Annotated in this window: 26 protein-coding genes; 20 read left to right on the forward strand and 6 right to left on the reverse strand. The window is 30.9% G+C overall.

The annotated features are described in order from the left end of the window. Window positions 1-20: 20 nt before the first annotated feature. Both K5Q11_RS03185 and K5Q11_RS03190 read right to left on the reverse strand, forming a co-directional pair. Entirely contained in the window at window positions 21-365 is a 345-nt protein-coding gene (locus K5Q11_RS03185; protein ID WP_220751203.1) for a hypothetical protein, read from the reverse strand. A gap of 46 nt (window positions 366-411) precedes the next feature. Beyond that, window positions 412-771 carry a hypothetical protein gene (locus tag K5Q11_RS03190; RefSeq protein ID WP_220728739.1) on the reverse strand — a complete coding sequence of 120 codons (360 nt, stop codon included), beginning with the start codon at window positions 769-771 and terminating at the stop codon, window positions 412-414. 321 nt (window positions 772-1,092) lie between these two features. Between K5Q11_RS03190 and K5Q11_RS03195 the strand changes: the two genes are divergently transcribed. Further along, complete coding sequence (locus K5Q11_RS03195; RefSeq protein ID WP_220728738.1) at window positions 1,093-1,272, forward strand: hypothetical protein; 180 nt, start codon at window positions 1,093-1,095, stop codon at window positions 1,270-1,272. A 33-nt stretch (window positions 1,273-1,305) separates the two neighbouring features. Here the strand turns inward: K5Q11_RS03195 and K5Q11_RS03200 are convergent, their stop codons facing one another. Then, entirely contained in the window at window positions 1,306-2,226 is a 921-nt protein-coding gene (locus K5Q11_RS03200) for an SEC10/PgrA surface exclusion domain-containing protein (protein WP_220751204.1), read from the reverse strand. Window positions 2,227-2,368: 142 nt separating this feature from the next. Between K5Q11_RS03200 and K5Q11_RS03205 the strand changes: the two genes are divergently transcribed. The 11 genes from K5Q11_RS03205 (at window position 2,369) to K5Q11_RS03255 (ending at window position 10,184) form a co-directional block, all read left to right on the forward strand. After that, window positions 2,369-3,097 carry a CAP domain-containing protein gene (locus K5Q11_RS03205; protein WP_220751205.1) on the forward strand — a complete coding sequence of 243 codons (729 nt, stop codon included), beginning with the start codon at window positions 2,369-2,371 and terminating at the stop codon, window positions 3,095-3,097. A 36-nt stretch (window positions 3,098-3,133) separates the two neighbouring features. Beyond that, window positions 3,134-3,568 carry a hypothetical protein gene (locus K5Q11_RS03210; protein WP_220751206.1) on the forward strand — a complete coding sequence of 145 codons (435 nt, stop codon included), beginning with the start codon at window positions 3,134-3,136 and terminating at the stop codon, window positions 3,566-3,568. Between the two features lie 177 nt (window positions 3,569-3,745). Then, entirely contained in the window at window positions 3,746-5,074 is a 1,329-nt protein-coding gene (locus K5Q11_RS03215) for an MFS transporter (RefSeq protein WP_220751207.1), read from the forward strand. Between the two features lie 14 nt (window positions 5,075-5,088). Beyond that, window positions 5,089-5,691: an NAD(P)H-binding protein gene (locus K5Q11_RS03220; RefSeq protein ID WP_220751208.1), complete on the forward strand. Its 603-nt coding sequence runs from the start codon at window positions 5,089-5,091 to the stop codon at window positions 5,689-5,691. A 12-nt stretch (window positions 5,692-5,703) separates the two neighbouring features. Further along, a complete protein-coding gene (locus K5Q11_RS03225; RefSeq protein ID WP_220751209.1) occupies window positions 5,704-6,105 on the forward strand; it encodes a MerR family transcriptional regulator in 402 nt (133 codons plus the stop codon). Between the two features lie 206 nt (window positions 6,106-6,311). Further along, window positions 6,312-6,770 (forward strand): MerR family transcriptional regulator, encoded by a 459-nt coding sequence (locus tag K5Q11_RS03230; protein WP_220751210.1) that lies wholly within the window; start codon window positions 6,312-6,314, stop codon window positions 6,768-6,770. A gap of 18 nt (window positions 6,771-6,788) precedes the next feature. Beyond that, window positions 6,789-7,337 (forward strand): NAD(P)H-dependent oxidoreductase, encoded by a 549-nt coding sequence (locus K5Q11_RS03235; protein ID WP_220751211.1) that lies wholly within the window; start codon window positions 6,789-6,791, stop codon window positions 7,335-7,337. A gap of 21 nt (window positions 7,338-7,358) precedes the next feature. Then, on the forward strand, window positions 7,359-7,631 hold the full coding sequence (locus K5Q11_RS03240; RefSeq protein ID WP_220751212.1) for a YciI family protein: 273 nt from the start codon (window positions 7,359-7,361) through the stop codon (window positions 7,629-7,631). A gap of 15 nt (window positions 7,632-7,646) precedes the next feature. Further along, window positions 7,647-7,943, forward strand: a complete 297-nt coding sequence (locus tag K5Q11_RS03245) for a putative quinol monooxygenase (protein ID WP_220751213.1) — start codon at window positions 7,647-7,649, stop codon at window positions 7,941-7,943. Between the two features lie 177 nt (window positions 7,944-8,120). Further along, window positions 8,121-9,041, forward strand: a complete 921-nt coding sequence (rihC, locus tag K5Q11_RS03250) for a ribonucleoside hydrolase RihC (protein WP_220751214.1) — start codon at window positions 8,121-8,123, stop codon at window positions 9,039-9,041. 117 nt (window positions 9,042-9,158) lie between these two features. Beyond that, window positions 9,159-10,184 carry a threonine aldolase family protein gene (locus K5Q11_RS03255; RefSeq protein WP_220751215.1) on the forward strand — a complete coding sequence of 342 codons (1,026 nt, stop codon included), beginning with the start codon at window positions 9,159-9,161 and terminating at the stop codon, window positions 10,182-10,184. Between the two features lie 47 nt (window positions 10,185-10,231). Here the strand turns inward: K5Q11_RS03255 and K5Q11_RS03260 are convergent, their stop codons facing one another. Together K5Q11_RS03260 and K5Q11_RS03265 are read right to left on the reverse strand one after the other, a co-directional pair. Then, a complete protein-coding gene (locus K5Q11_RS03260) occupies window positions 10,232-11,194 on the reverse strand; it encodes an NAD(P)H-quinone oxidoreductase (protein WP_220751216.1) in 963 nt (320 codons plus the stop codon). A gap of 115 nt (window positions 11,195-11,309) precedes the next feature. Further along, the gene (locus K5Q11_RS03265) at window positions 11,310-11,930 is read right to left on the reverse strand and encodes a hypothetical protein (protein ID WP_220751217.1); all 621 of its coding nucleotides are present in this window, start codon (window positions 11,928-11,930) and stop codon (window positions 11,310-11,312) included. Between the two features lie 152 nt (window positions 11,931-12,082). On the opposite strand from K5Q11_RS03265, the gene K5Q11_RS03270 reads away from it, so the two are divergent. The 3 genes from K5Q11_RS03270 to K5Q11_RS03280 all read left to right on the forward strand — a co-directional run bounded on the left by K5Q11_RS03270 (window position 12,083) and on the right by K5Q11_RS03280 (window position 13,780). Continuing rightward, window positions 12,083-12,595: a hypothetical protein gene (locus K5Q11_RS03270; RefSeq protein ID WP_220751218.1), complete on the forward strand. Its 513-nt coding sequence runs from the start codon at window positions 12,083-12,085 to the stop codon at window positions 12,593-12,595. A 107-nt stretch (window positions 12,596-12,702) separates the two neighbouring features. Then, a complete protein-coding gene (locus K5Q11_RS03275) occupies window positions 12,703-12,993 on the forward strand; it encodes a hypothetical protein (RefSeq protein ID WP_220751219.1) in 291 nt (96 codons plus the stop codon). A gap of 70 nt (window positions 12,994-13,063) precedes the next feature. Further along, window positions 13,064-13,780 carry a CPBP family intramembrane glutamic endopeptidase gene (locus tag K5Q11_RS03280; protein ID WP_220751220.1) on the forward strand — a complete coding sequence of 239 codons (717 nt, stop codon included), beginning with the start codon at window positions 13,064-13,066 and terminating at the stop codon, window positions 13,778-13,780. 92 nt (window positions 13,781-13,872) lie between these two features. On the opposite strand, the gene K5Q11_RS03285 is transcribed toward K5Q11_RS03280, so the two are convergent. Beyond that, the gene (locus K5Q11_RS03285) at window positions 13,873-14,496 is read right to left on the reverse strand and encodes a hypothetical protein (RefSeq protein WP_220751221.1); all 624 of its coding nucleotides are present in this window, start codon (window positions 14,494-14,496) and stop codon (window positions 13,873-13,875) included. A 178-nt stretch (window positions 14,497-14,674) separates the two neighbouring features. Between K5Q11_RS03285 and K5Q11_RS03290 the strand changes: the two genes are divergently transcribed. The 5 genes from K5Q11_RS03290 to K5Q11_RS03310 all read left to right on the forward strand — a co-directional run bounded on the left by K5Q11_RS03290 (window position 14,675) and on the right by K5Q11_RS03310 (window position 21,073). Further along, the gene (locus K5Q11_RS03290; RefSeq protein ID WP_220751222.1) at window positions 14,675-16,183 is read left to right on the forward strand and encodes an ATP-binding cassette domain-containing protein; all 1,509 of its coding nucleotides are present in this window, start codon (window positions 14,675-14,677) and stop codon (window positions 16,181-16,183) included. A 91-nt stretch (window positions 16,184-16,274) separates the two neighbouring features. Beyond that, a complete protein-coding gene (locus K5Q11_RS03295; RefSeq protein ID WP_220751223.1) occupies window positions 16,275-17,219 on the forward strand; it encodes a hypothetical protein in 945 nt (314 codons plus the stop codon). A gap of 557 nt (window positions 17,220-17,776) precedes the next feature. Further along, the gene (locus K5Q11_RS03300) at window positions 17,777-19,276 is read left to right on the forward strand and encodes a phytoene desaturase family protein (protein ID WP_220751224.1); all 1,500 of its coding nucleotides are present in this window, start codon (window positions 17,777-17,779) and stop codon (window positions 19,274-19,276) included. Continuing rightward, entirely contained in the window at window positions 19,269-20,123 is an 855-nt protein-coding gene (locus K5Q11_RS03305; RefSeq protein ID WP_220751225.1) for a phytoene/squalene synthase family protein, read from the forward strand. The genes K5Q11_RS03300 and K5Q11_RS03305 overlap by 8 nt, the downstream gene beginning before the upstream one ends. Window positions 20,124-20,221: 98 nt before the next feature. Beyond that, window positions 20,222-21,073, forward strand: a complete 852-nt coding sequence (locus K5Q11_RS03310; protein WP_248702468.1) for a C39 family peptidase — start codon at window positions 20,222-20,224, stop codon at window positions 21,071-21,073. Window positions 21,074-21,102: the final 29 nt, after the last annotated feature.

Consider the following 21,102-nt stretch of genomic DNA (forward strand, 5'->3'; position numbering starts at 1 on the left):
GGTAGCGTTTTTGTTTAGATTTAATTATTATCGGTATAGTTTAAATAATTTTGGGTTATGGATGCAACTGAGAATACTAACAGCCACCCATAAATGCCATAAAATAGAAAAGCGGGCATTACAGCAATAACAAATACTATATTTATATATAATATTCTTTTTCGATTCTTTTCATTACGGATAATTTTATATTTAGGGAATCTTTTTGTAACCATACTTAATATTAATGCCATAATAATTGATACTAATGCTATTATAATTATTTTAGTTATATTCATTTTGGTAAAATATGAGCTAAAGCTTAAAATCCATAAGGGAATTAAAAATAAGTTATTTAAAATGATTGCTTTAATCCGATCAGACATATTATTAAGCCTCCATTTCTACGTAGTTAAGGATGTTAAAACATATCTATTTAACTAGCTTAAACCACTTAGTGTTTAAAGGTTTATTCATTGTCCAAAATGCTTTGTGATGACTGTTAAAACCTTTGCCGCTTACAATCCAGCCCCAACTAGCGCCACCATTTTGAACTTTGATAATTTGACCGCGATTGATATTTTTACTTTGCAAAATTTTAGTGTTATTGGCCCAATCACCATGTTTTAGTGTAACTAAATGAGTTGTCACCTTTTTGGTAGCTTTCACCTTGCGTACTTTTGACCAGTAATTAGAGTTAAATCCCGGATTACTTTGAGCATTAGCAACGTTTGTGTTGGTAAATAACATGATTGAAAAGGTTAGTATGAATAAAGTAAATAATTTTTTCATCTCGACAGCTCCTTATAAATATAGTTTGACCTAATGATAACACTATTGATTTTAAATAATAGTATCATAAATAGAAAAGTCCTAGCTATTCGAAAATAGCTAGGACTTCGATGTTTCTTTGTACGAAGGAGTTCGTATTTAAAGAAGGATGGTTTTGACTTTTAAAGAAAGCTCCCAACGGAGCAACTACATTGTAAGATATATTGTATACAAATGGAAACAAACAGCTTATGAATTTGGACATGTGTAATAATCGATGCTTGTTAATTTGATTTATTTATACTAATGTAGTCTCAAAAAGGTTGGGAGGATGAATTGATAATGAGATATTTATTACTTACCGCTGGTTATTTATTATTAGTAATGTTAATGGGATTCTTAGTGTTAAATGTTTTTGGTGATGGAAAGTTCGTTCAGTCATTATTGACAGGCTTAACAATTGTATCGGCTAGTGCATTTACTATTTGGATTAGAAAACAAATTAAAAACAGACCATTTTAAAGGGTCTGTTTTTATTATCTAATATACTTAATTTTAATTATCTTCACCATTATTATATTCTTTAGAATATGAATGTGGAACTATCACAAAATGCAACTTAGACATATTATCAATGCCTACGCCGAGTCCCTCATTTGATTCATTTAAAAAGTCTGCACTTAATAACTTGTCAGTTCTACCCCAACTATATTCATCGTCGTTAAAAAGCATAGTACAAACGGCACCATAGACAGCTTCTTTAACATGCGCCATACTGTCTACGTTCTTAAGTTTAGAATGTATTACTTGGTCATAATTTTGTATATTATTCTTTAGACAATAAGGACATAAAAACATTCCATAATTTCTCGTTACATCATTAATTCCTTTGACATCATCTGTATATGCTGATTTCCAATGATCTTCGTTATACTTTTTAACGATGTCATTGGTAAATTTAGTAGTATTATCATCTAACGTTAAATCTGCTGTATAAGCATTGTTATTAGATATTTTATGTCTTGCTGAATTTATTAAATTAGCTGCATATTGAGTAATTTCATCTTGTTGTGATTGGGTTAGGCTACGAGTATTAACTTTTTCGTTAACGTCTGATGTTTTAGGATGAAATTTATTTATCTGGTAGCTTTCTTTAATGAACTTAGTATTAAAATTATCTGGCATATCGATTTTTCCATTATCGAATTTAAAAGGATATCCTGTTGGAATATTAACTTCATCGGTAGCATTTTCACTAGATAAATTACTAGATGCATATTTGAAGCTATTTTCTGGGTGATATCTTAACACTCCGTCAGGTAACTTAACCTGTTTTTTAGCGTGTTTGGTAACTTTATGCTGACTCTTTATGTGTTTAGCATTTACATTAATGGTTTGAATATTTGATACCATTGGTGAGCAAAGCATTACTAAAGATGCGATCCCTGATAAAATGATTGTATTGTTTAAATGCATATTTTCCCTCTTTTTTCATTAGTTTTAACGTATAATATTAGAAAACAATTTTTATTATTTGTCAAATGTAATTCTATTATAATTTTTAAGTATGTTAATATATTTATATATTATTTTACATAAACTAGGGGGATATTTAATTTTGAAAAAATCTAAAATATACAGCTTATTAGTTCTGTCTACTTTCTGTCTATCTTTCGCAGGTGGCAAGGTCGAAGCTAATCATGTTCATCATCATAAGGTTGCGGTTAAACATGTTAAAAAGCATAAACGTGTTAAAAAAGTTCATAAGAACCATAACAAACATAAAATTGTTAAGATTAAAATAATGCCCAAAAAACATTATACGCCCAAGCCCGATAAAATAGCTGATGGTTTTAACTATACTAAAGGTAAGATAACTGATAGCAATGTTTATCACAATTTAGTGGTAAAGCAGTCACTAGCAATGACTAATGACTTACGTTTGAAAAATAATTTAAACCCACTAACCGAAAATCCAACACTGGATATGATAGCTGATATGCGTGCTAAGCAGGAAGCTGAAAGATTCGCTGCCACTAATGATTTTACTCACTATAATGAAAATGGTGAAGCATATGTAGATATATTAACTCGTCAATATATAGGGAATAACACTATGTACGGTGAAAATCTAGCTGCACAATATGATCCTACAGGTGCTATCAGTGACGGTAAAATTTTAACTAATGAATTTATTGATGAAGGTCCAGAAAATGGTGATGGTCAAGAACATGGACATTATATGAACATGATAGATTCTAATTATAGTGAAATTGGAACTGGATTTGCTATTGTTACGGATAAAAATGGAAATAATTTTGAAATCTTAGCGCAAGATTTTATATAAACTAACAGGTAGCTACACTATAAAGAAGGTTAAATAATGAAATGGATGGTAAAAGTTCTTTTAACACTAGGCTTATTGTTGCTAGTGTTATCTGGTTGTGGCAAAAAGAGTACACAAGGTAAGGACTATGTTAAAATTTATGATCATCAAAATCATCTATTAAAAAAATTAACTACAGCCAAAAGTATTCGATACTTTTCTGACTATGTTGGTGATGCTGCTGGTTCAGATACCAAAACGAACGCTAATCAAAAAATAGATGAGAAAATATCTAAAGCGAAAGTTAGCTATAAGTATTTAATGCACCAAGCTAAAGGTGATGTTAACTCTACTATGACGGTATATTCTAATGTTAAATATGGTTCAGTAGATAATATTGCCGGATTTGGTAAAGCTAATTTTAAGATGAGTGATAAAGCGTTTAAAACCTTTAATCATCCTAATCAACTTATTAAAAAATTAGAAAAATAATTAAAAATCGTTTATTAAGTAACATATCTTGATAATCTAAAAAAACCACTGAAAACTTTTTTCAGTGGTTTTTTATATAAAATTATTTTTAAAGCTTGACTTAAAGTTCACTTTAACATTTATGATAGGTTTCGTTGATATAATAAAACATTTTAATCAAGGAGCGTGAACTTTATTGTGAACAAAAATAAGTTTGGAATTGTATTACCAATAATACTATTAAGTTATTTTATGATTTTATTGGACAACTCAGTTATTTTTACCAGTACAGTTAAAATTGCCAATGAACTAAATTTAAATGCTCAAACATTATCTTGGGTGACTAATGCTTATGCATTAACATTTGGTGGTTTCTTATTGTTGGCCGGTAAGGCTGGGGATGTTTATGGGCGTAAGAAGATATTTTTAGTTGGATTAACCATTTTTAGTGTAGCTTCCTTAATGGTAGGTTTATCATTTAGTGGAATAATGATTATTACTATGCGTGCTATTCAGGGACTGGGCGCATCCATTTTGGCACCCACCACACTAGCATTATTAATGGATAATTATCATGGAGCTATGCGTACTAAAGCCATTGAGTATTATGGAGCAACTGGTGGTTTGGGCGCTAGTTTAGGTTTGGTAATTGGCGGATTAATCGCTAGTAATTTTTCTTGGCGTTATGGATTTTTGCTAAATGTACCAATTGGTCTGCTAATGTTATTTTTGACTATTAAATATGTACATTCAGAACATGCTAGGTTAGGTTCATTAGATTGGGCTGGTTCTATTATGTCAGTGCTAGGACTTAGTTCATTAGTTTATAGTATTAGTGGCAATGTTCATCAATTATTCTTTTTCATATCTGCCATTATTTTAATCATAGCTTTCATTATTAAAGAATCGGTTAGTGAAAATCCAATTATGCCACTAAAAATATTTAAAGATAATGAACGTAGTAGTGCATATATAGCTCGCTTTTTCTTTTTAGGAGCAATGATTGCTTATTTTTTCCTAACTCCACAAGCAATGCAAGAAGTATACGGTTATACTCCATTATTAGCAGCGATAGCATTTTTACCTGAAACGATTCCGCAATTCTTAAGTGCAACGTTATTAACTAAACTTAATAGTCGATATACAAATCATCAATTACTAATATTTGGGGTTACGACTACTTTTATAGGATTGTTGATTAGTACATTGATTGGAATAGATCACGGTTATTGGTGGTCAATTGGATTGCCAATGATTGTAATTGGAATTGGACAAGGTTTCGCACTAAGTCCTTTGACGGTTTCTGGAGTATCTAATACTACGCCAGATATTGCTGGTTCGGCTTCCGGAGTGGTCAATACCATGCATCAAATTGGGAGTTCATTTGGACTCTCGATTGTAGTAGCGTTAACTAGTCAATATCATTTGCCAAATGTTTCATTTAATCATGCGTTAATTGTGATTACTAGCTTAATGCTAATTGCGTTAGTGGCTAGTTTAAATATTATTATTCATAAAAAAATATAAAGGGAGTTTAAAATATGCGTATTTTAATAATTGGAGCTACAGGTTCTATTGGTCGTCAATTAACTAATAAATTACTTGATAATGAAAGTGTATCATTAAGATTATTTGCTCGTCATGCTAATAAATTAAATTTAGATAACGAGCGTGTTGAGATTGTTAGTGGCGATGCTAATGATATTACGCAATTAAAACAAGCTATGCAAAATGTAGACCGTGTGTTTGTAGCTTTAAGTGGGGATTTACCTAATATGATAAATAACATTATATTGGCGATGCACCAGATGAAAGTGAATAAAATTGTGTTTATTGCTTCAATGGGTATTTACAATGAAATTCCTGCTAATTTAGGTATAATGGGAAATGTAAAATTTAATCCAATGTTGATACCGTACCAAAAGGCTGCCAAATTAGTTGAAGATAGTGATTTGAACTATACTATCATCAGACCAGCTTGGTTTGATAATGGAAATGATGAATATGAAATAACTCAAAAAAATCAAGCTTTTAAAGGCGGTAACGTATCGCGAAATGCAATTGCTGACTTAGCTCGTCATGCTTTATTAGACTTAAATTATGCTAATCGACAAAGTTTAGGAATTAATCGTCCTGAAATTTAAGGAGATGTTTTTATGAATATTAAAGAAGCTAGTGCTAGAACTGGATTGTCGTCGTCAACAATTCGTTACTATGAAAAAGAAGCTTTAATTCCTCCAATTGACCGAAATGAAAATGGAATTAGGGAAATAGATGATCGAATTATTCGTCGAATTAATTTTGTTAAAATTATGCGTGCAGCAGGGATGACGATTGAGGCTTTAAAAAAATATATTGATTTATTCGATTCGGAACAAAATCATAAACAAGAAGAATTAAAACTATTAAAAGAACAAAAATTAATCATGGAAGAAAAAAGAGACGACTTACAAGCAGCAATTGATCATTTGGATTACAAGATTAAGCATTTTGATGACCATATGCTACAAACAGAAGCTGAACTAAATCAGCTAGAAAAAGAACATTATGAAAAATAAGAAGGGATATTCTGTTGAATATTCCTTTTTTATTTTTATAAATACTTTCAAATTATCAACATTGTCTTACTAATTAATTAACTGTTTGCCTATTTTTATAGCTATATATAATATCTTTTAATAATTTAAAAAATAAAATAAATCCTTGACTTTGAGTTAACTCAAACCCATATAATCTATTTTGTAGTTGAGAGGAGGGCGTCACAATGGCAGATTTATCCATTACCGAATTAAGCAACAAATTTAATATTAATCAAAACACAATTAGATATTATGAACGGATTGGTTTAATCCCTAAAGTACCTCGTAAAAGTAACGGGAATCGTTATTATGATAATAAGATGCAAGCTTGGATTGAAATGATTTTGTGTTTAAGACATTCAGGGGTATCGGTAGAAGTTTTGTATGAATATGTAGAGTTATTACAACAAGGTGATGCCACCTTAGATACTCGTGAACAGTTATTAAAAGATCAAGTTGATATGTTAGTAGAAAAGCAAAAAAGCATTCAAGTATCAATTGATCGTTTAAACCACAAAATTTCACTTTATGAAAGCGGAGAAATCAAGCAGAATAAGAGCTATTTTGATGAATATCAAATTGCAAATGATATATTGAAAGATAATGAAATGAAACGTAAATTTAAAGAACCTAATAATTATTAAAAATAAGGAGATAACGAAATGAATATTCAAGTTTTAGTATTTCACCCTAGTATCAAACAATCACGTGTTAACCGCAATTTAGCCAACGCACTTTCTGATGCAGATAACATCGATGTAAGTTATATGTATGACCTTTATCCAGATTACAAAATTGACGTTCAAGCTGAACAAGATAAATTAAGTAAGGCGGATAGAATTGTTCTTCAATTCCCAATGTATTGGTACAGTAGTCCATCTTTATTAAAGAAATGGTTAGATGATGTTTTAACACATGGTTGGGCATACGGTTCAACTGGGGATGCTTTAAAAGGTAAAGAATTAATTATTGCGATATCACCTGGTGCAGGTGCCGAAAATTATCGCCGTGATGGTGGATTTGGATATACAGTGACAGATTTCTTAAGACCATTTCAAGCTACTAGTAACCTAATTAGTACTAAATTTATGAAGCCATTCATTACAGTTGGGGCGGCATCTATTTCAGATGAAAAATTAGCTGAACAAGCTCAAGACTATTTGAAGTATCTTACTCAAGATAATCTTCAAGAATTAGGTCAATTTGAATAAAACAAAAGGAGAAGATTTATAATGTACTTAGTAAATATAAAAGTTAAAGATAATGTAGAAGGCAATATTACAGATAGAATGGTTCAACATCGTGATTGGATTAAATCAATTATTAAGAATAATCAATTATTTACTGCCGGTGCTTATGTAGATCAAGATAGAGCTGGAATGGTATTATTAGACGTGGACACTAAAGCAGCTGCCGAAAATATCATTGCTAATGATACTTTTTATCCTAATGAAGCTACTTATGAAATTAACCAATTACAAGTTAACTTCAAACCGAATAATTAAAAGGGAGCATGCAATATGGGTTTAACTGTTAATATTTATTATACTGGTCAAGACGGATCAGCCAAAAAATTTGCTAAAGAAATGATTGATAATGGCGTTGTAGATAGAGTGAGAGCTGAACCAGGTAATTTAAGATATGAATACTTTATACCTTTGAATGACCCAGAAACTTTACTTTTAATTGATCAATGGCGTACAGAACAAGATTTAGATTTACATCATAAAAGTGAAATGATGCAAGAAATTGCGCAATTGAGATCTAAATATAATTTAAAAATGCATGTTGAAAAATTTGAGAATGAAAATTATTAAATTGAATTAATCAATGTATTGAGAGCTAATTTCGTACTAACACGAAATTAGCTCTTTTTGTTTTAGTTGCTTGTTTATAAAATTTTTAAAGTTGCAAATGCAAACGCTTACATTTGCATTCCTTTAGTGATATTATTTATTTGTAAATACAAATATAGATAAATGGGAGCCTATAAAATGACTGATATTATAATGGATTGTGACCCCGGAATTGATGATGCAGTGGCTTTATCCATTGCATTAAATAATGCACATTTAAATGTAAAATTGGTTACCACGGTGGCCGGTAATGTTAGCGTAGACAAGACCACTAAAAACGCATTAAATATAATTAACTTTTTTGGCAAAGCTAAGACAGTTAGAGTAGCAGCTGGTGCTAAACAACCATTAATTAAAGCTTTTGAAGATGCGGCTAGAATTCATGGTAGTTCTGGTATTGGTGGATATCAATTTACACATCCTAGCTTAGTTCCACCACTTAAAGTCAACGCGGTACAAGCGCTATATAATGAAATTATGCAAAGCTCTAATCCCATTACCTTAGTAGCTACTGGTTCATATACCAATGTAGCATTACTACTTTCTGAATATCCTGAGGTTGCGAAAAAATTAACACGCATTATTGCCATGGGGGGCAGTTTAAGTAGCGGTAACATGACTAGTGTTGCTGAATTTAATTGTTTTACTGATCCGCATGCCGCAGAAATTATGTATCAGTCAGGGGTTCCCATTGTAATGGTGGGACTGGATATTACCAATAAAGCCTTACTCACGCATGCAACGCTACAAACAATTGCACATTTAAATTCTACTGGAAAAATGTTGTATGATATTATTTCAGCTGATGGCGATCAGAATAATCAAGGGGTGGCCATGCATGATGTAAACACTATTTTCTATTTATTACATCCAGAATTTATTCACACTCAAGCATTTTGGATTGACGTCCAAACCACTGGACCAGCTAATGGCGCCACGGTCGGTGATATTCGCGGTGCATATCATAATGGTAAAACTAATGCTGAGGTTTGTACGGATATAGATGTGCAAGCTTTTAATAATTGGTTTATAAATGAAGTTAAGCAAATGCCATTTTAATGAAGAAATTTTGTAGTATAAATACATTAATTTGTTTAAATAATGCGAAAGATAATTGACATTCGATAATTATTTGATAATAATATATATTCATAAATAATTATCCGGAGGGAAAATATGCTTTCATTTGAAAATGACTATTCTGAAGGTGCGCATCCCCGCATTTTACAAAAACTAATGCAAACTAATATGCAACAAGAGCCTGGGTATGGTGAAGATAGTTTTACCGCCCAAGCTAAAGCAAAAATAAAATCGGCTATTGATAATCCCAATGCTAGTGTGCATTTTTTACAAGGTGGCACCCAAACTAATCAAATCGTGATTGATGCTTTGTTAAAACCTTATGAAGGGGTGATTACACCAGACAAGGGACATATTAATGTACATGAAGCTGGAGCCATTGAATATACGGGTCATAAACTATTAGCTCTGCCAACGGTAAATGGTAAATTAACTGCGGCTGAAGTTCGTAAATATTTAGAAACTTTTTACGATGATGATCACCATGATTTTATGGTATTTCCAGGAATGGTGTATATTTCATTTCCTACTGAATATGGTTTATTGTATAGCAAGCAAGAGTTGACTGATTTACATCAAGTTTGCCAAGCTTATAAAATACCGCTGTTTATTGATGGAGCACGACTAGGCTATGGCCTAATGAGTGACGAAGCCGATATCAGCTTTAAAGAGTTAGCACAATTATGTGATGTTTTTTATATCGGCGGTACTAAAACTGGAGCATTGTGTGGTGAAGCCGTTGTTTTCACTAGTGATAATGATCCTAAGCATTTTGTGACCATTGTAAAACAGCATGGGGCGCTATTAGCAAAGGGGCGTTTGATTGGAATTCAATTTTTAGAATTATTTAGCGATAATCTATATTTTGAACTTAGTAAACATGCAGATGAAATGGCTAAAATCGTTAAACAAGGTTTTTTGAAAAAAGGTTATCGTCCATATTTAGCTTCAGCAACTAACCAGCAATTCTTTATTGTAGAAGATACTAAAATTGCTGCATTAGCGAAAAAGGTTAAATTTGCTCGGTGGTTAAGATATGATGATACGCATTCAGTCATTCGCTTTTCAACTTGTTGGGCGACTACGGAAGATAGTGTAAAAGAGTTACTGACATTGATTTAAACTAAAAAGGTCATCCCCATATTAATGGTGATGACCTTTTTTATGTTTTATTCCATTTCTAGTAAAACCTTACCTACGTTTTGACCAGAATTAATATATTTGTATGCTAATTTAACATCTTCCATCTGGAAAACTTTATTGAAAGTTGGCGTTAGGGCTTGTTCATCAAACATGGCTTTTGTGTTTTGATTAAAACTTTCAATAAGTTGGTCTTTGTAGGCATCTGAACGAGATGACAACAAAGTTCCAGTAATTGTCAATCTTTTCATTATAATTTGTAGTAAATCGACTTTCTTCACTTCATTACTATCAAGATTACCAATTAGAACTAACTTACCATCAATGGCTAGTGAATCGATATTTTGTTGAAAATAGCTAGCGCCCACAAAATCTAAAATTAAGCTAACGCCTTGTTCATTTGTCAGTGTGGATACTTCTTCAGCAAAATTTTGAGTTTCATAGTCAATGGAATTATCAGCACCGTTATTAACGCATAATTTAGTTTTGTCACCACTAGAAGTGGTAATAACTTTGGCATTGGTTAAGTTTTTAGCTAATTGAATAGCAGCTAATCCAACACTACTGTCACCAGCATGAATTAATACACTTTGATTATTTTCTAATTTACCAATATTAAACAAGGCTTGATAAGCGGATAAATAACTTTCAGGAATACTGGCAGCTTGACGGTAATTAATATCATCAGGAATTGGCATAACTCGACTAGCACTTGTAGCAACGTATTCAGCGTAACCACCTTGATCTAATAGCGCAGCCACTCGTTGACCGACTGCAACTTGGTCACTTTTACTAGCAACAATTTCACCAGATATTTCAACGCCTAGTATTTTTTCATCAATTTTTTTAAAATTTTGAGCTTGAGTTAAATCAAGTTGATTAATACCAGCATTGTGGATTTTAATTAGTACCTGACCATCTACAATAGTTGGAATATCAGCATTCTCAATTACTTTACGTTTATTGACACTTTTGGATGTAATAATTTTCATAATTTATGCTCCTCTTCAATTGCTATACCTTTAACTTTAGATATAAGTGACTCAATTATCAAATAATCAGCCCCAAAAAATAAAAAAAACATTAGTTGGGTTCTTTATTTTAATATTAATAGAATCCTTGCCCAATCAGAATGGAAGGGATATCATATTTGTTATTTTTAACGAAAGCTTGTAATTGTTGTACTGATTTTTCAGCTATTTGACGATCATTAGGATTCTTAATTTGATTAGTTATTTTGTTTAGTTTATTAAAGTCGTTTTGATTTAATTTGCCACGTTCATTTTTGTCTAACATGTTTAATTCTTGTTGGATTAATGGTTTTAAGGCTTTAATTTTAGTATCTTTATGGTAGTAGTCAATAATATAATCGACACTAACGTGATATTTATTATTTTTGGAAACTAATTCGATACTTTCGGAACCAGTTGCACCACTATATACCCAAACTTTTTTAACCTTAAAGTCAATTTTGTCTTTGACGATCTTTCGAGCTATTTGTTTATTATAACCATTCTTTTGACCAAAGATTTTTAAATCATCACGAGCTGAAGAACCGATGCGATAAGCATAGCCTTCTTGTTGAAGACGATGAGTTACGGCTTTATCGACGTAAATATGTTCAACTGGCCAAGTCGTTTTACGATTGGCTTTAACGTTATGTTGATTACTTATTAATAGGGTAGCAGTACAAGCAAAAAATAAAATAATTTTAGTAATTTTCTTCATAACAATCACACTTTCTATCTATGTAACATTTTTGTAACACTTTATACATATAATTGTAATATTAATCATACAAATATACAATCCTTAACTTGTAATTCATTGCAAATAACTTATAATGAAATTCAACTGAGACAATATAGGTGGTGAACATTATGATAGAACGTATTAAGACACATCCGTTAACTAATGTTGGCACGGTTTTGTTTATCTTTTTAGCTACCATTATTTTTTCTAATTCAATTAATTTACATGGACAAATCATTAGCTTAGGCATTAGTTTCAGACGTTTATTTGACGGATTGCATGGAGTTATTCTATTGTCAGTTGCTTATGCGATTGCATCGCTCTTTAAGAACAAATTTATTTTGCTACTTTTGTATTTATATGAAATACTTCGCGTATCATTTTTTGTGACTTTAGGGATTGAAAATCTAAAGCTATCTCAATTTAATTGGTCAGCTGTACATTTCTTAATTGCTGTAGTTATTTTAATTTGCAATTACTTATTGTATATGTATGCTGAAGATGTCATAGCTTTAAAAGCTAATTTATCTGGATCGTTTTTAAAACGTTGGACTAGCTCGATAGGGAAAGTATTTAATCGCTATGGAGTTTGGCTTTTAGTCTCACTAGCAATTTACTTTTTATTAGTTTTAATATTTTAGTTTTAAAAGAAGGGTAGTTTACCTTTCTTTTTATTTTTATGTATGATAATTTTAAAGCTGTGAGACTTACTTAAGGGGAGTTAGATATTAAAAAATACATACCACACTTGTCCTTATTATTGATGATTATTATTGCGATTATTTTATTTTTCAATAGTTATTTACCTAATGTTGTTGGAGTTTATTTTAACAAAAGTAAAAACGTAGATGTTATATTATGTAAAAATCATAAGGCGCAATATATGGATGCACATGACAAAATAACTGGGACTTGGTCACAAAATCAAAAAGAAGTTGACTTAAATTTAACAAATGGTAAACATTTAGTAGGCAAAATTGAGAGCAATCGACAACTTTACTTTGATGATTTGAATTTACGTGTATCCAACGTCAATTAGAAAAAGCTTTTGCATATGCAAAAGCTTTTTTAGTTAGTATTACACTATTATAAACAAGGCGGTAATACTAATGACAAATTTAAAAAATTTCAAATCTATTTTGTGGTTTTCAATAATCGTATTTGCTACATCTATTTTAATTAATATCGCATCATCATATCTAGTTATATTGACGAAAATCCCACTATCTTTGTTGGCTTACATACAATTTATCCTTTTAATGTTGGCCTATGTTTTTTTGAATAAAAAAATAGCTATGAAAAGAATTCACATAAAATCATACTTACCATTTAAATATCAAATTATTCCATATTTGACTGCTATGTTAATGATTGTATATTTGCTTAGGCCCAATTCTCACAATGCAGAGATTACTTTCAATCAATTTTTTATTGTTAATATTGCTAACTGTGTAGGAGCGGCAATCTGTGAAGAATACTTTGTGAGAGGGATTTTATTAAAATCATTACTACAGTTGTATAAAAAAAGTGGTCGAATGGGAATTTTGTATGCCATTTTTGCAGCAAGCGTTATATTTGCTCTTTTTCACACATTTGAAGCGGTTATGACTAAGTCTTGGATTGAAATATTAGTTCCATTTTGTTTAGGTATAATTTTATGTGCAATATATATTGCTTGCGAAAGTATCATCCCATGTATAATATTTCATTTCGCATATGATTTTATGGTTTACTTTTTAAATAATAATGTAGCTGGGATAACTATTCCAGAATATATTATTATTACGTTGATTATTACTAGTATTATTTTATTGCCAGTAATGTAGCGTGGATCAATAAGCGAAAAATTTTATAAATAAAAAAGACTTACTAGTTTGGTTTATATAACTATGAATTAGTAAGTCTTTTTTAGTATATATTAATAAATTCCTTGACCTAACAATAGTGTAGGGATGGTTTCCTTTCTATTTTTAGCATATGTTTTAAGTTCATTATACGATTGCAAAGCGATTTTCTTAGCATGCTTATCAGAAACATTATCGACTAACTTACGCAATTGATTAAAACTATCTACGCCTAAGTTTTGTTTTTCATTTTTGTTAATCATGTTGAGTTCCATTTTTACGATAGGTTTTAATGCTTTTAAATTAACGTTTTTGTTGTATGCGCCGTTCAAGTAATCAGTTTGAACTTGATAGTGATGATTTTTGGAAATTAAATCAACATGTTGTGATGCGGTTGCACCACTGTAGATGGTAATTCTACTTACTTTAAAATCAGGATTTACTTTACGTAAATTTTTTAATGTATTGGAGCTAAGTGTTTTACCGTTAATATTCTTAATATCATCAGATTTAAAAGATGCCAGTTTATAAACGTAACCAGCTTTGGCTAAACGATTAGTTAATTTTTTTAAGGTATATGTTTTCTCTTTAACATATTTAACATTGTTATCAGCTTTAACCGTATGTACATTGGCAAAAATTGGGCTAATGGCTAGGGCTGACAACAAAGTGACACTAACTTTACTAAATTTATTCATGATAATGCTTCCTCTCATTTATTTATCTATAATTTATTGCTAACTTTACTGTTTGTCAATTAATCGGTTGAATTAAATTAAAATTATATTATAATTTGGTTAAATAAAAATTAAAGGAGTAAGAACATGAAAAAAATAAATTACAAATCAGATTATTACTTTACTGAGGTGGATTTAATTGTTAAATATAGAAAGTGGCAAATTATATATCAACGGGGTGCATTTATTTGACTACCCAAACATCAATGTTAATGATGGTGATGTCGTAGGTTTAATTGGGGATAATGGTACTGGTAAAACAACTTTTATCAATCAACTATGTAAGCATTTAAACGCGCAGACTATTAGCAACTTTGATGGAACCTTCGAATTAGTTGAACAAATTCAACCGATTGTAGATACTGGCAGTGGTGGTGAAATCACTAAATATGCAATTATGCAAGCCTTGCATAAGGTTCCAGCATTATTGATTTTAGATGAACCATCGACTAACTTAGACGTGGTACAGCAAAAATGGTTATCACAACAAATTAAAAACTATCATGGAATGGTTATTCTAATTACGCATGACGAAAAATTGTTAAAATTAGTCAATCGAATTTGGGCTATTCAGAATCACCAGTTATCCGAATTTAATGGAAATTACGCAACTTATTTAAAAGAACAGGCTAGCCAAAAAAATAGTCAACTAGTGGCGTATAAAGAACAAAAAAATAAGATTAACCGTTTAAAACAGCAAGTTATAAAAAGAAAGCAAGCTGCGCAACGTATTAAACATGGAAATGGTAAGAAAATGAGTTCCTCTGAATTTAAAACTTCTAAGACACGTCATGACTCAATGGAAAAAAAGATGCAAAAAAAGGCTACGGCATTAAAAACACGCATCGATAAGTTAGATAAGTTGATTCCACCTAAACATGATAAAGAAATTAAATTCATAGATCCTGCTGGTCAGCAATTTATGAAAAAAACAGTCCTGCATGTTAGGAAAATGGATGTGAAATTTAAAAAGACGACTTTAATTTCACAAGTTAATTTATCATTAAAGTATGGTGAACACGTTAATATTCAAGGTGTTAATGGAAGTGGTAAAACTACTTTTATTAAACAAATATTAGCTAGTAAGGATTACTTTAATCAGTCAATTAGCATTGGCTATTTTGATCAATTGAATCAAAACTTAGTGCTGACCCAAAGTGTTTGGCAAAACTCCATCGCTGATTCAACGCAAGATAACCAAGTGGTTTTTCACGTTCTATCAGCTTTAGGATTATTAGCGTTTAAAGATAGATTAGCAATGAATTTAAGCGGTGGCCAAAAAGTTAGACTGCAACTAGCTAAAGTTTTACTTGGGAGTCATCAAGTGATTATTTTAGATGAACCAACTAATTATCTGGATTTAAAAGCTAAACAAGCATTGATTACTTTTTTAAATAACTATCCGGGGAGCGTAATTTTAATCAGTCATGATGTTGCATTTACTAATCAAATTAAGGGTAAAACATATTTTATTAAAAATAAGCGCTGGTTAGATTCATTAAGTGTTCAAACATTTAGTAACCGCAATAAAGGTAATTTGATGGATTTAAAGTATCGATTGGATGCAATGATTCAGAATCCAGACACTGATATCGAGGATATTCGAAAAATAAGACAGCAAATCGATGATTTAACATCAGGAAGATAGATCAAGCTAGAGCAAAGGCAAATCCAATCGGGTTTGCCTTTTTATAATATTTATGATAAAAACAATACTTATAATACATAGGAGGATTAACATGAAACTAAGAAAAATTGTATATTTAGCAGCATTTACTGCTTTATGCATACTTACTTTTAATACTAAAGTAAGTGCGAGTGCAGTTCCTGAATTTGATAGTTCATACTGGACCACTCAATGGCGCTATGTTCAACTGACAGCTCCATGGAAAATTAAGCTGTCAGAACGTTATCAAGATCCAGTAAGTAAGGGATGGAGCCGTCATACGACTAAGACACGTATTTTACCAGCTGGTAGCAAGATTTATGTAACAAAATATTTGGATCACATGACAGTTAGTCTTACTCGTCCTAATTCAATTAAATCCAATGGTCTAGGTCAAAAAAGTTGGCGCTATAAAGTTAAAAACAATCTATCACTAAGACTTTTAGGCACTAAAGTTAAAACTACATCTAATTATAAACAAGCTAAGGTCAGAAATTTTTCTAATCAAACTTGGAACTATGCCAATTTGAGTGCACCTTACGGTCAACACAGTGGATTTATATTTAAAAATGAGCGGGACTTAAGCACCTATGAAAAATATCTTGATAAATACTCAGAAATTTTAGAAGCTAATGACTCTGACTTAAGCGATGCATCAAAGGAAGAACTAGATGAGTTTCATGAGGCACAACATCAGATAAAGACTTATGAAAGTAAATCCATTAGGTTAACTTCCCAAAATTCACGTTATTTAGCTCAAAAATATAAAAGTAGTATGATAAAAATTTTATATCAAAATAAAATTTATTATGCCTCTACTTATGACTTTAAACCTTATAATACAGTTGCAGAACTTGATGGAATAAGCTCTAATTTATTACCTACTGATTATCAAAACATTATAGTGCGTTTAGGTGATAAAATTAATTTGTATAAAGGATTGTCTTGGCATCAAGAGATTGGCCGATTCGACATCGTTAATTGGAAATATAATGGTTACAAATGGATTAAACAGTAACAGAAAGGCACTCGGATGAGGGCCTTTTTTATTTGCGTCGATTAGCGGATTGACGTTGATTGATGTAAATTAGTTTGGATAATTGATAAATTCACTTGAAGAACTAATCAATCAGCGATATATTGCAGTCACGAAAAATAGTGTCCAATAAGGTGATGTTAATTATGGTAAAAACTAAGCGAATGTTATCTAACTTGCTAGATTCTTTTTTTTATTTTTTATTTGATTGTTTTTTCGAACTGCTTTTCAGGCTTATCGTTAGTTTATTGTTATTTATTTTTAGGGTCATTTTTGAATTGAGATAGATTGTCAGGTGAAGAGTATGCATAAAGACCGTTTTACAATTGTAGAATTGTTGTTCGATTTATCTACTATATTGTTTGACATAATTGATTTTATTCTATCTTAAACTTATTTAATCTAAGTTTAATTAATTATATTTACGAGAATTTAAAAATATATAATTTTTTCTTTATTTAAATGTAAATTCTTTAAATTACATAAAATTAATGCAAAAATAATAATTAGATTGTCTTATATTTTAGAAGGTGCTAACTGTGAAAAAGAATATAGCTATTGTGGGAGCAGGTGTAGGTGGATTAACTACAGCAATTTATTTACAACATGCGGGGTATCAAGTTACTATTTTCGAAAAAAATAGTCGTGTCGGTGGAAAAATGGATCGCATCGAAAAAGATGGCTTTAAATTTGACACTGGTCCAACGATTGTAATGATGCCTAAGGTTTATGATCAACCATTCAAAGATACGGAGGTTGATCCACGCGATTACTTTACAATGCAAAGAGTTAATCCATTTATGGATATTAAGACCGGTAATAAAACCATTCCTTTATCAACTGATTTAGTAGATTTAACGAATGAATTTGAAAATGTCGACGAGTCCGAAATGCTAGGATTTTTGAAGTATCTAACAGATATTTATGAAAAATATTTAAATGCTAAAGATAACTTTATTTATAAAAGTTTTCGTTCACCTAAAGATTTTTTCAATCCTAAGACTCTATGGCAAGCATATAAATTAAAAACCTTTTCTTCTTCGTATGGAGCGATTCAAAAGTATATTTCAAACACTAATTTACAATATTTATTGTCATTTCAAACTTTATACATAGGCATTTCACCATTTAATGGTCCTTCAATTTATAATATTATCCCCATGATTGAGCTATTATATGGAGTTTGGTTTATTAAAGGGGGAATGTCTGCGTACGCTGATGCTCTACTAAAACGCTATTTAGAACTAGGCGGTCAAGTTAAATATGACAGTCCCGTTAGTCAAATTGTGATTAATGCTAATCGTGAAGCTACAGGGGTATTAGTAGATGGTGATAAATATAATTTTGATGGAGTAGTTGCTAATGCTGACTTTCCATATGTTATGAATAATTTATTGGACGTACCAGAAAAATACAAAACTAAGTATACTAAAACCAAAGTGGATCAAATGGATTATTCAATGTCTTGTTTCATGTTGTATTTAGGAGTGGACAAAAAATATGACCGCTTAAGATTACATACCATCAAAATGGCTAAAGATTTTAGTAAAAATGTTGAGGAAATTGATAATGGGAAACTGCCATCTGATCCTTCCTATTACATCTATAACCCAAGTTGTTTAGATGATTCATTTGCACCTAAAGGACAGTCATCTTTATATATTTTGGTTCCGGTGTCCAACTTACAAAAATATGACAAATGGGATGACTATAATAGCGATAACTTTGAAGAATTTATTATTAAAAAAGTTCAAAATGAGTTAGGTTTAGATAACTTGGGAAGTCATATCGTTACTAAGTGTCGTTTCACTCCGCGAACTTTTGCAAGTAGATATAATAGTAAATTTGGCACTGCTTTCGGGCTAAAGCCAACCCTAATGCAAAGTAACTATTTTAGACCACATAACAAAGCTGCTAGAATTAAAAACTTATACTTTACTGGAGCTAGTACGCATCCTGGAGCGGGGGTGCCTATCGTGGTCACTAGTGGATATCTGACAGCTAATGAGTTAAAAAAGGATTTGAAGCCCAATGAATAAAGCTGAAAAAATTTATCGATACACTGATGGAATGGAAGAGAGTAAACAAGTTATCAAAGCCAACTCAACTACTTTTTACTATGCTTTTTCTAAATTACCAGACTATCGTGCTAACAGTATATTTGTTTTATATCATTTTTTAAGGCAATTAGACGATTTTGCTGACCATCACAAAGCTGCTAAATTTAATGCTATGGTTGACGTTTGGTATAGCATTAAAGCTAATTCGCCAGAGACACAGTTAGGTCGCAATTTATGGAATGTTTTTGACGTTTTTAATTTGCCATTCTATGACATGAATCAAATGATTGCAGGACAAAAAGCTGATTTATATGGAGTTAAAATTCAAGATATTAATGATTTAAATCGTTATTGTTATCAAGTTGCAGGAACAGTAGGACAATTAATTATGCCCATTTTGACTGATTACGATATTTCTAAGATTTACGAAAATGTCAATCACATTGGGATAGCTATGCAAATTACTAACATCATTCGTGATGTCAAAGAAGATGCTCTGTCTGGTAGAGTATATTTACCAACTAAGTTGATGGAAGTTTTTCACGTTAAAAAAGAAGACTTACTAAAAGAGCATGCCGACAAAAATTTAAAAGCATTATTAAAGTATTTGGCAGACTATGCAAACGATTTATACAAGGACAAAAAAGTAGTTTTAAACTTTATTGATAATCGTAATGCCAAGGTGTCTATTAGTTTAGCTATTGATGGATATCATAAAATTTTAACTAACATTGAAAAAAGAGACTATGATGTTTTAGACAGTCGTGTTTATGTTAATAAGGCTAGTAAGTTAATGCTATACTTAAAAAATTCAATATTTCAGTAGAAAAGAACTAAACTGATAGTTCTTTTTTATTTTTTCGTTTTATTATAACTTTAGTGTTATAATTTTATGTTGTATAAATTATATTGGAGGGGTTTATTTTGAATAATTATTTTAAGTTATTCTTTTTAAGCTTGTTATTGCCTTTTATGTTCGTAATTTCTGCACATGCAAATAACAAGCCACAAAAATTGGTATCAGTAGTTAAAGCTGATTACCAAATTCATCAAGGTAAGTTTAGTAATAGTTCAGCTAAACAAGTTTTTCATCGTGACTTTTTAGTAAAAAAAGCTTTTACTAGCAATAATCAAAAATACTATTGGCTAGTTTCATTAAAAAAACATTCAGAAATTGGTTACATTAACAAAAGAGCTACCGCTACTGAGAATCAAACTAAACTGTTAAAGGTTCCTTACATAAGTCAATATAAACCAGTTTTTGCACCATGGGGATGTGCAGCTACTTCGATGGCAATGCTATTAGGGTCTCGTGGAAAACATGTTGATTTAAAATATGCGCAAAATCATTTGCCAATGCAACCTACACCTGGAGGTCAAAAAGGTAATGTATATACTGGAGCTGGGTTTGGATATGTAATTAAACCCGGTGCATTAGCTAATTATGCTAAGAAATGGTCAAAAGATGTTTACAATATTTCAAGTGCTAAATTAAGTGTAAACAACATTAAAAAATATGTTCAAGGTGGTCAACCAGTTTTATTTTATGGATTTTCTTCCTATCAAAAGCCAGGTGACTACGTCAGAAATCATTGTAAAGTTATTACTGGTTATAAAAATCACCAATTTAGAGTTAATGATCCACTATACTATTCTAAACACGCTAAAGCTGGTGCCGGTGGTAAAAATATGAAGTACGACCGAGGAGCTATTGCTTGGGAACCATTATCCGCTTTTAGTAAAGAATACAATCGCAAGGCTATAACAATTCAATGAAAATAAAAAACCTTAAACATACTTGTTTA

The organism is Apilactobacillus xinyiensis (assembly GCF_019656235.1).
In the GTDB taxonomy this organism is placed as follows: Bacteria; Bacillota; Bacilli; order Lactobacillales; family Lactobacillaceae; genus Apilactobacillus; species Apilactobacillus xinyiensis.

Coding starts and splice junctions, on each gene's coding strand:
- K5Q11_RS03185 (WP_220751203.1), bottom strand. CDS start 365: ATGTCTGATCGGATTAAAGCAATCATTTTAAATAACTTATTTTTAATT.
- K5Q11_RS03190 (WP_220728739.1), bottom strand. CDS start 771: ATGAAAAAATTATTTACTTTATTCATACTAACCTTTTCAATCATGTTA.
- K5Q11_RS03195 (WP_220728738.1), top strand. CDS start 1,093: ATGAGATATTTATTACTTACCGCTGGTTATTTATTATTAGTAATGTTA.
- K5Q11_RS03200 (WP_220751204.1), bottom strand. CDS start 2,226: ATGCATTTAAACAATACAATCATTTTATCAGGGATCGCATCTTTAGTA.
- K5Q11_RS03210 (WP_220751206.1), top strand. CDS start 3,134: ATGAAATGGATGGTAAAAGTTCTTTTAACACTAGGCTTATTGTTGCTA.
- K5Q11_RS03220 (WP_220751208.1), top strand. CDS start 5,089: ATGCGTATTTTAATAATTGGAGCTACAGGTTCTATTGGTCGTCAATTA.
- K5Q11_RS03225 (WP_220751209.1), top strand. CDS start 5,704: ATGAATATTAAAGAAGCTAGTGCTAGAACTGGATTGTCGTCGTCAACA.
- K5Q11_RS03230 (WP_220751210.1), top strand. CDS start 6,312: ATGGCAGATTTATCCATTACCGAATTAAGCAACAAATTTAATATTAAT.
- K5Q11_RS03235 (WP_220751211.1), top strand. CDS start 6,789: ATGAATATTCAAGTTTTAGTATTTCACCCTAGTATCAAACAATCACGT.
- K5Q11_RS03240 (WP_220751212.1), top strand. CDS start 7,359: ATGTACTTAGTAAATATAAAAGTTAAAGATAATGTAGAAGGCAATATT.
- K5Q11_RS03245 (WP_220751213.1), top strand. CDS start 7,647: ATGGGTTTAACTGTTAATATTTATTATACTGGTCAAGACGGATCAGCC.
- rihC (WP_220751214.1), top strand. CDS start 8,121: ATGACTGATATTATAATGGATTGTGACCCCGGAATTGATGATGCAGTG.
- K5Q11_RS03255 (WP_220751215.1), top strand. CDS start 9,159: ATGCTTTCATTTGAAAATGACTATTCTGAAGGTGCGCATCCCCGCATT.
- K5Q11_RS03260 (WP_220751216.1), bottom strand. CDS start 11,194: ATGAAAATTATTACATCCAAAAGTGTCAATAAACGTAAAGTAATTGAG.
- K5Q11_RS03265 (WP_220751217.1), bottom strand. CDS start 11,930: ATGAAGAAAATTACTAAAATTATTTTATTTTTTGCTTGTACTGCTACC.
- K5Q11_RS03270 (WP_220751218.1), top strand. CDS start 12,083: ATGATAGAACGTATTAAGACACATCCGTTAACTAATGTTGGCACGGTT.
- K5Q11_RS03280 (WP_220751220.1), top strand. CDS start 13,064: ATGACAAATTTAAAAAATTTCAAATCTATTTTGTGGTTTTCAATAATC.
- K5Q11_RS03285 (WP_220751221.1), bottom strand. CDS start 14,496: ATGAATAAATTTAGTAAAGTTAGTGTCACTTTGTTGTCAGCCCTAGCC.
- K5Q11_RS03295 (WP_220751223.1), top strand. CDS start 16,275: ATGAAACTAAGAAAAATTGTATATTTAGCAGCATTTACTGCTTTATGC.
- K5Q11_RS03305 (WP_220751225.1), top strand. CDS start 19,269: ATGAATAAAGCTGAAAAAATTTATCGATACACTGATGGAATGGAAGAG.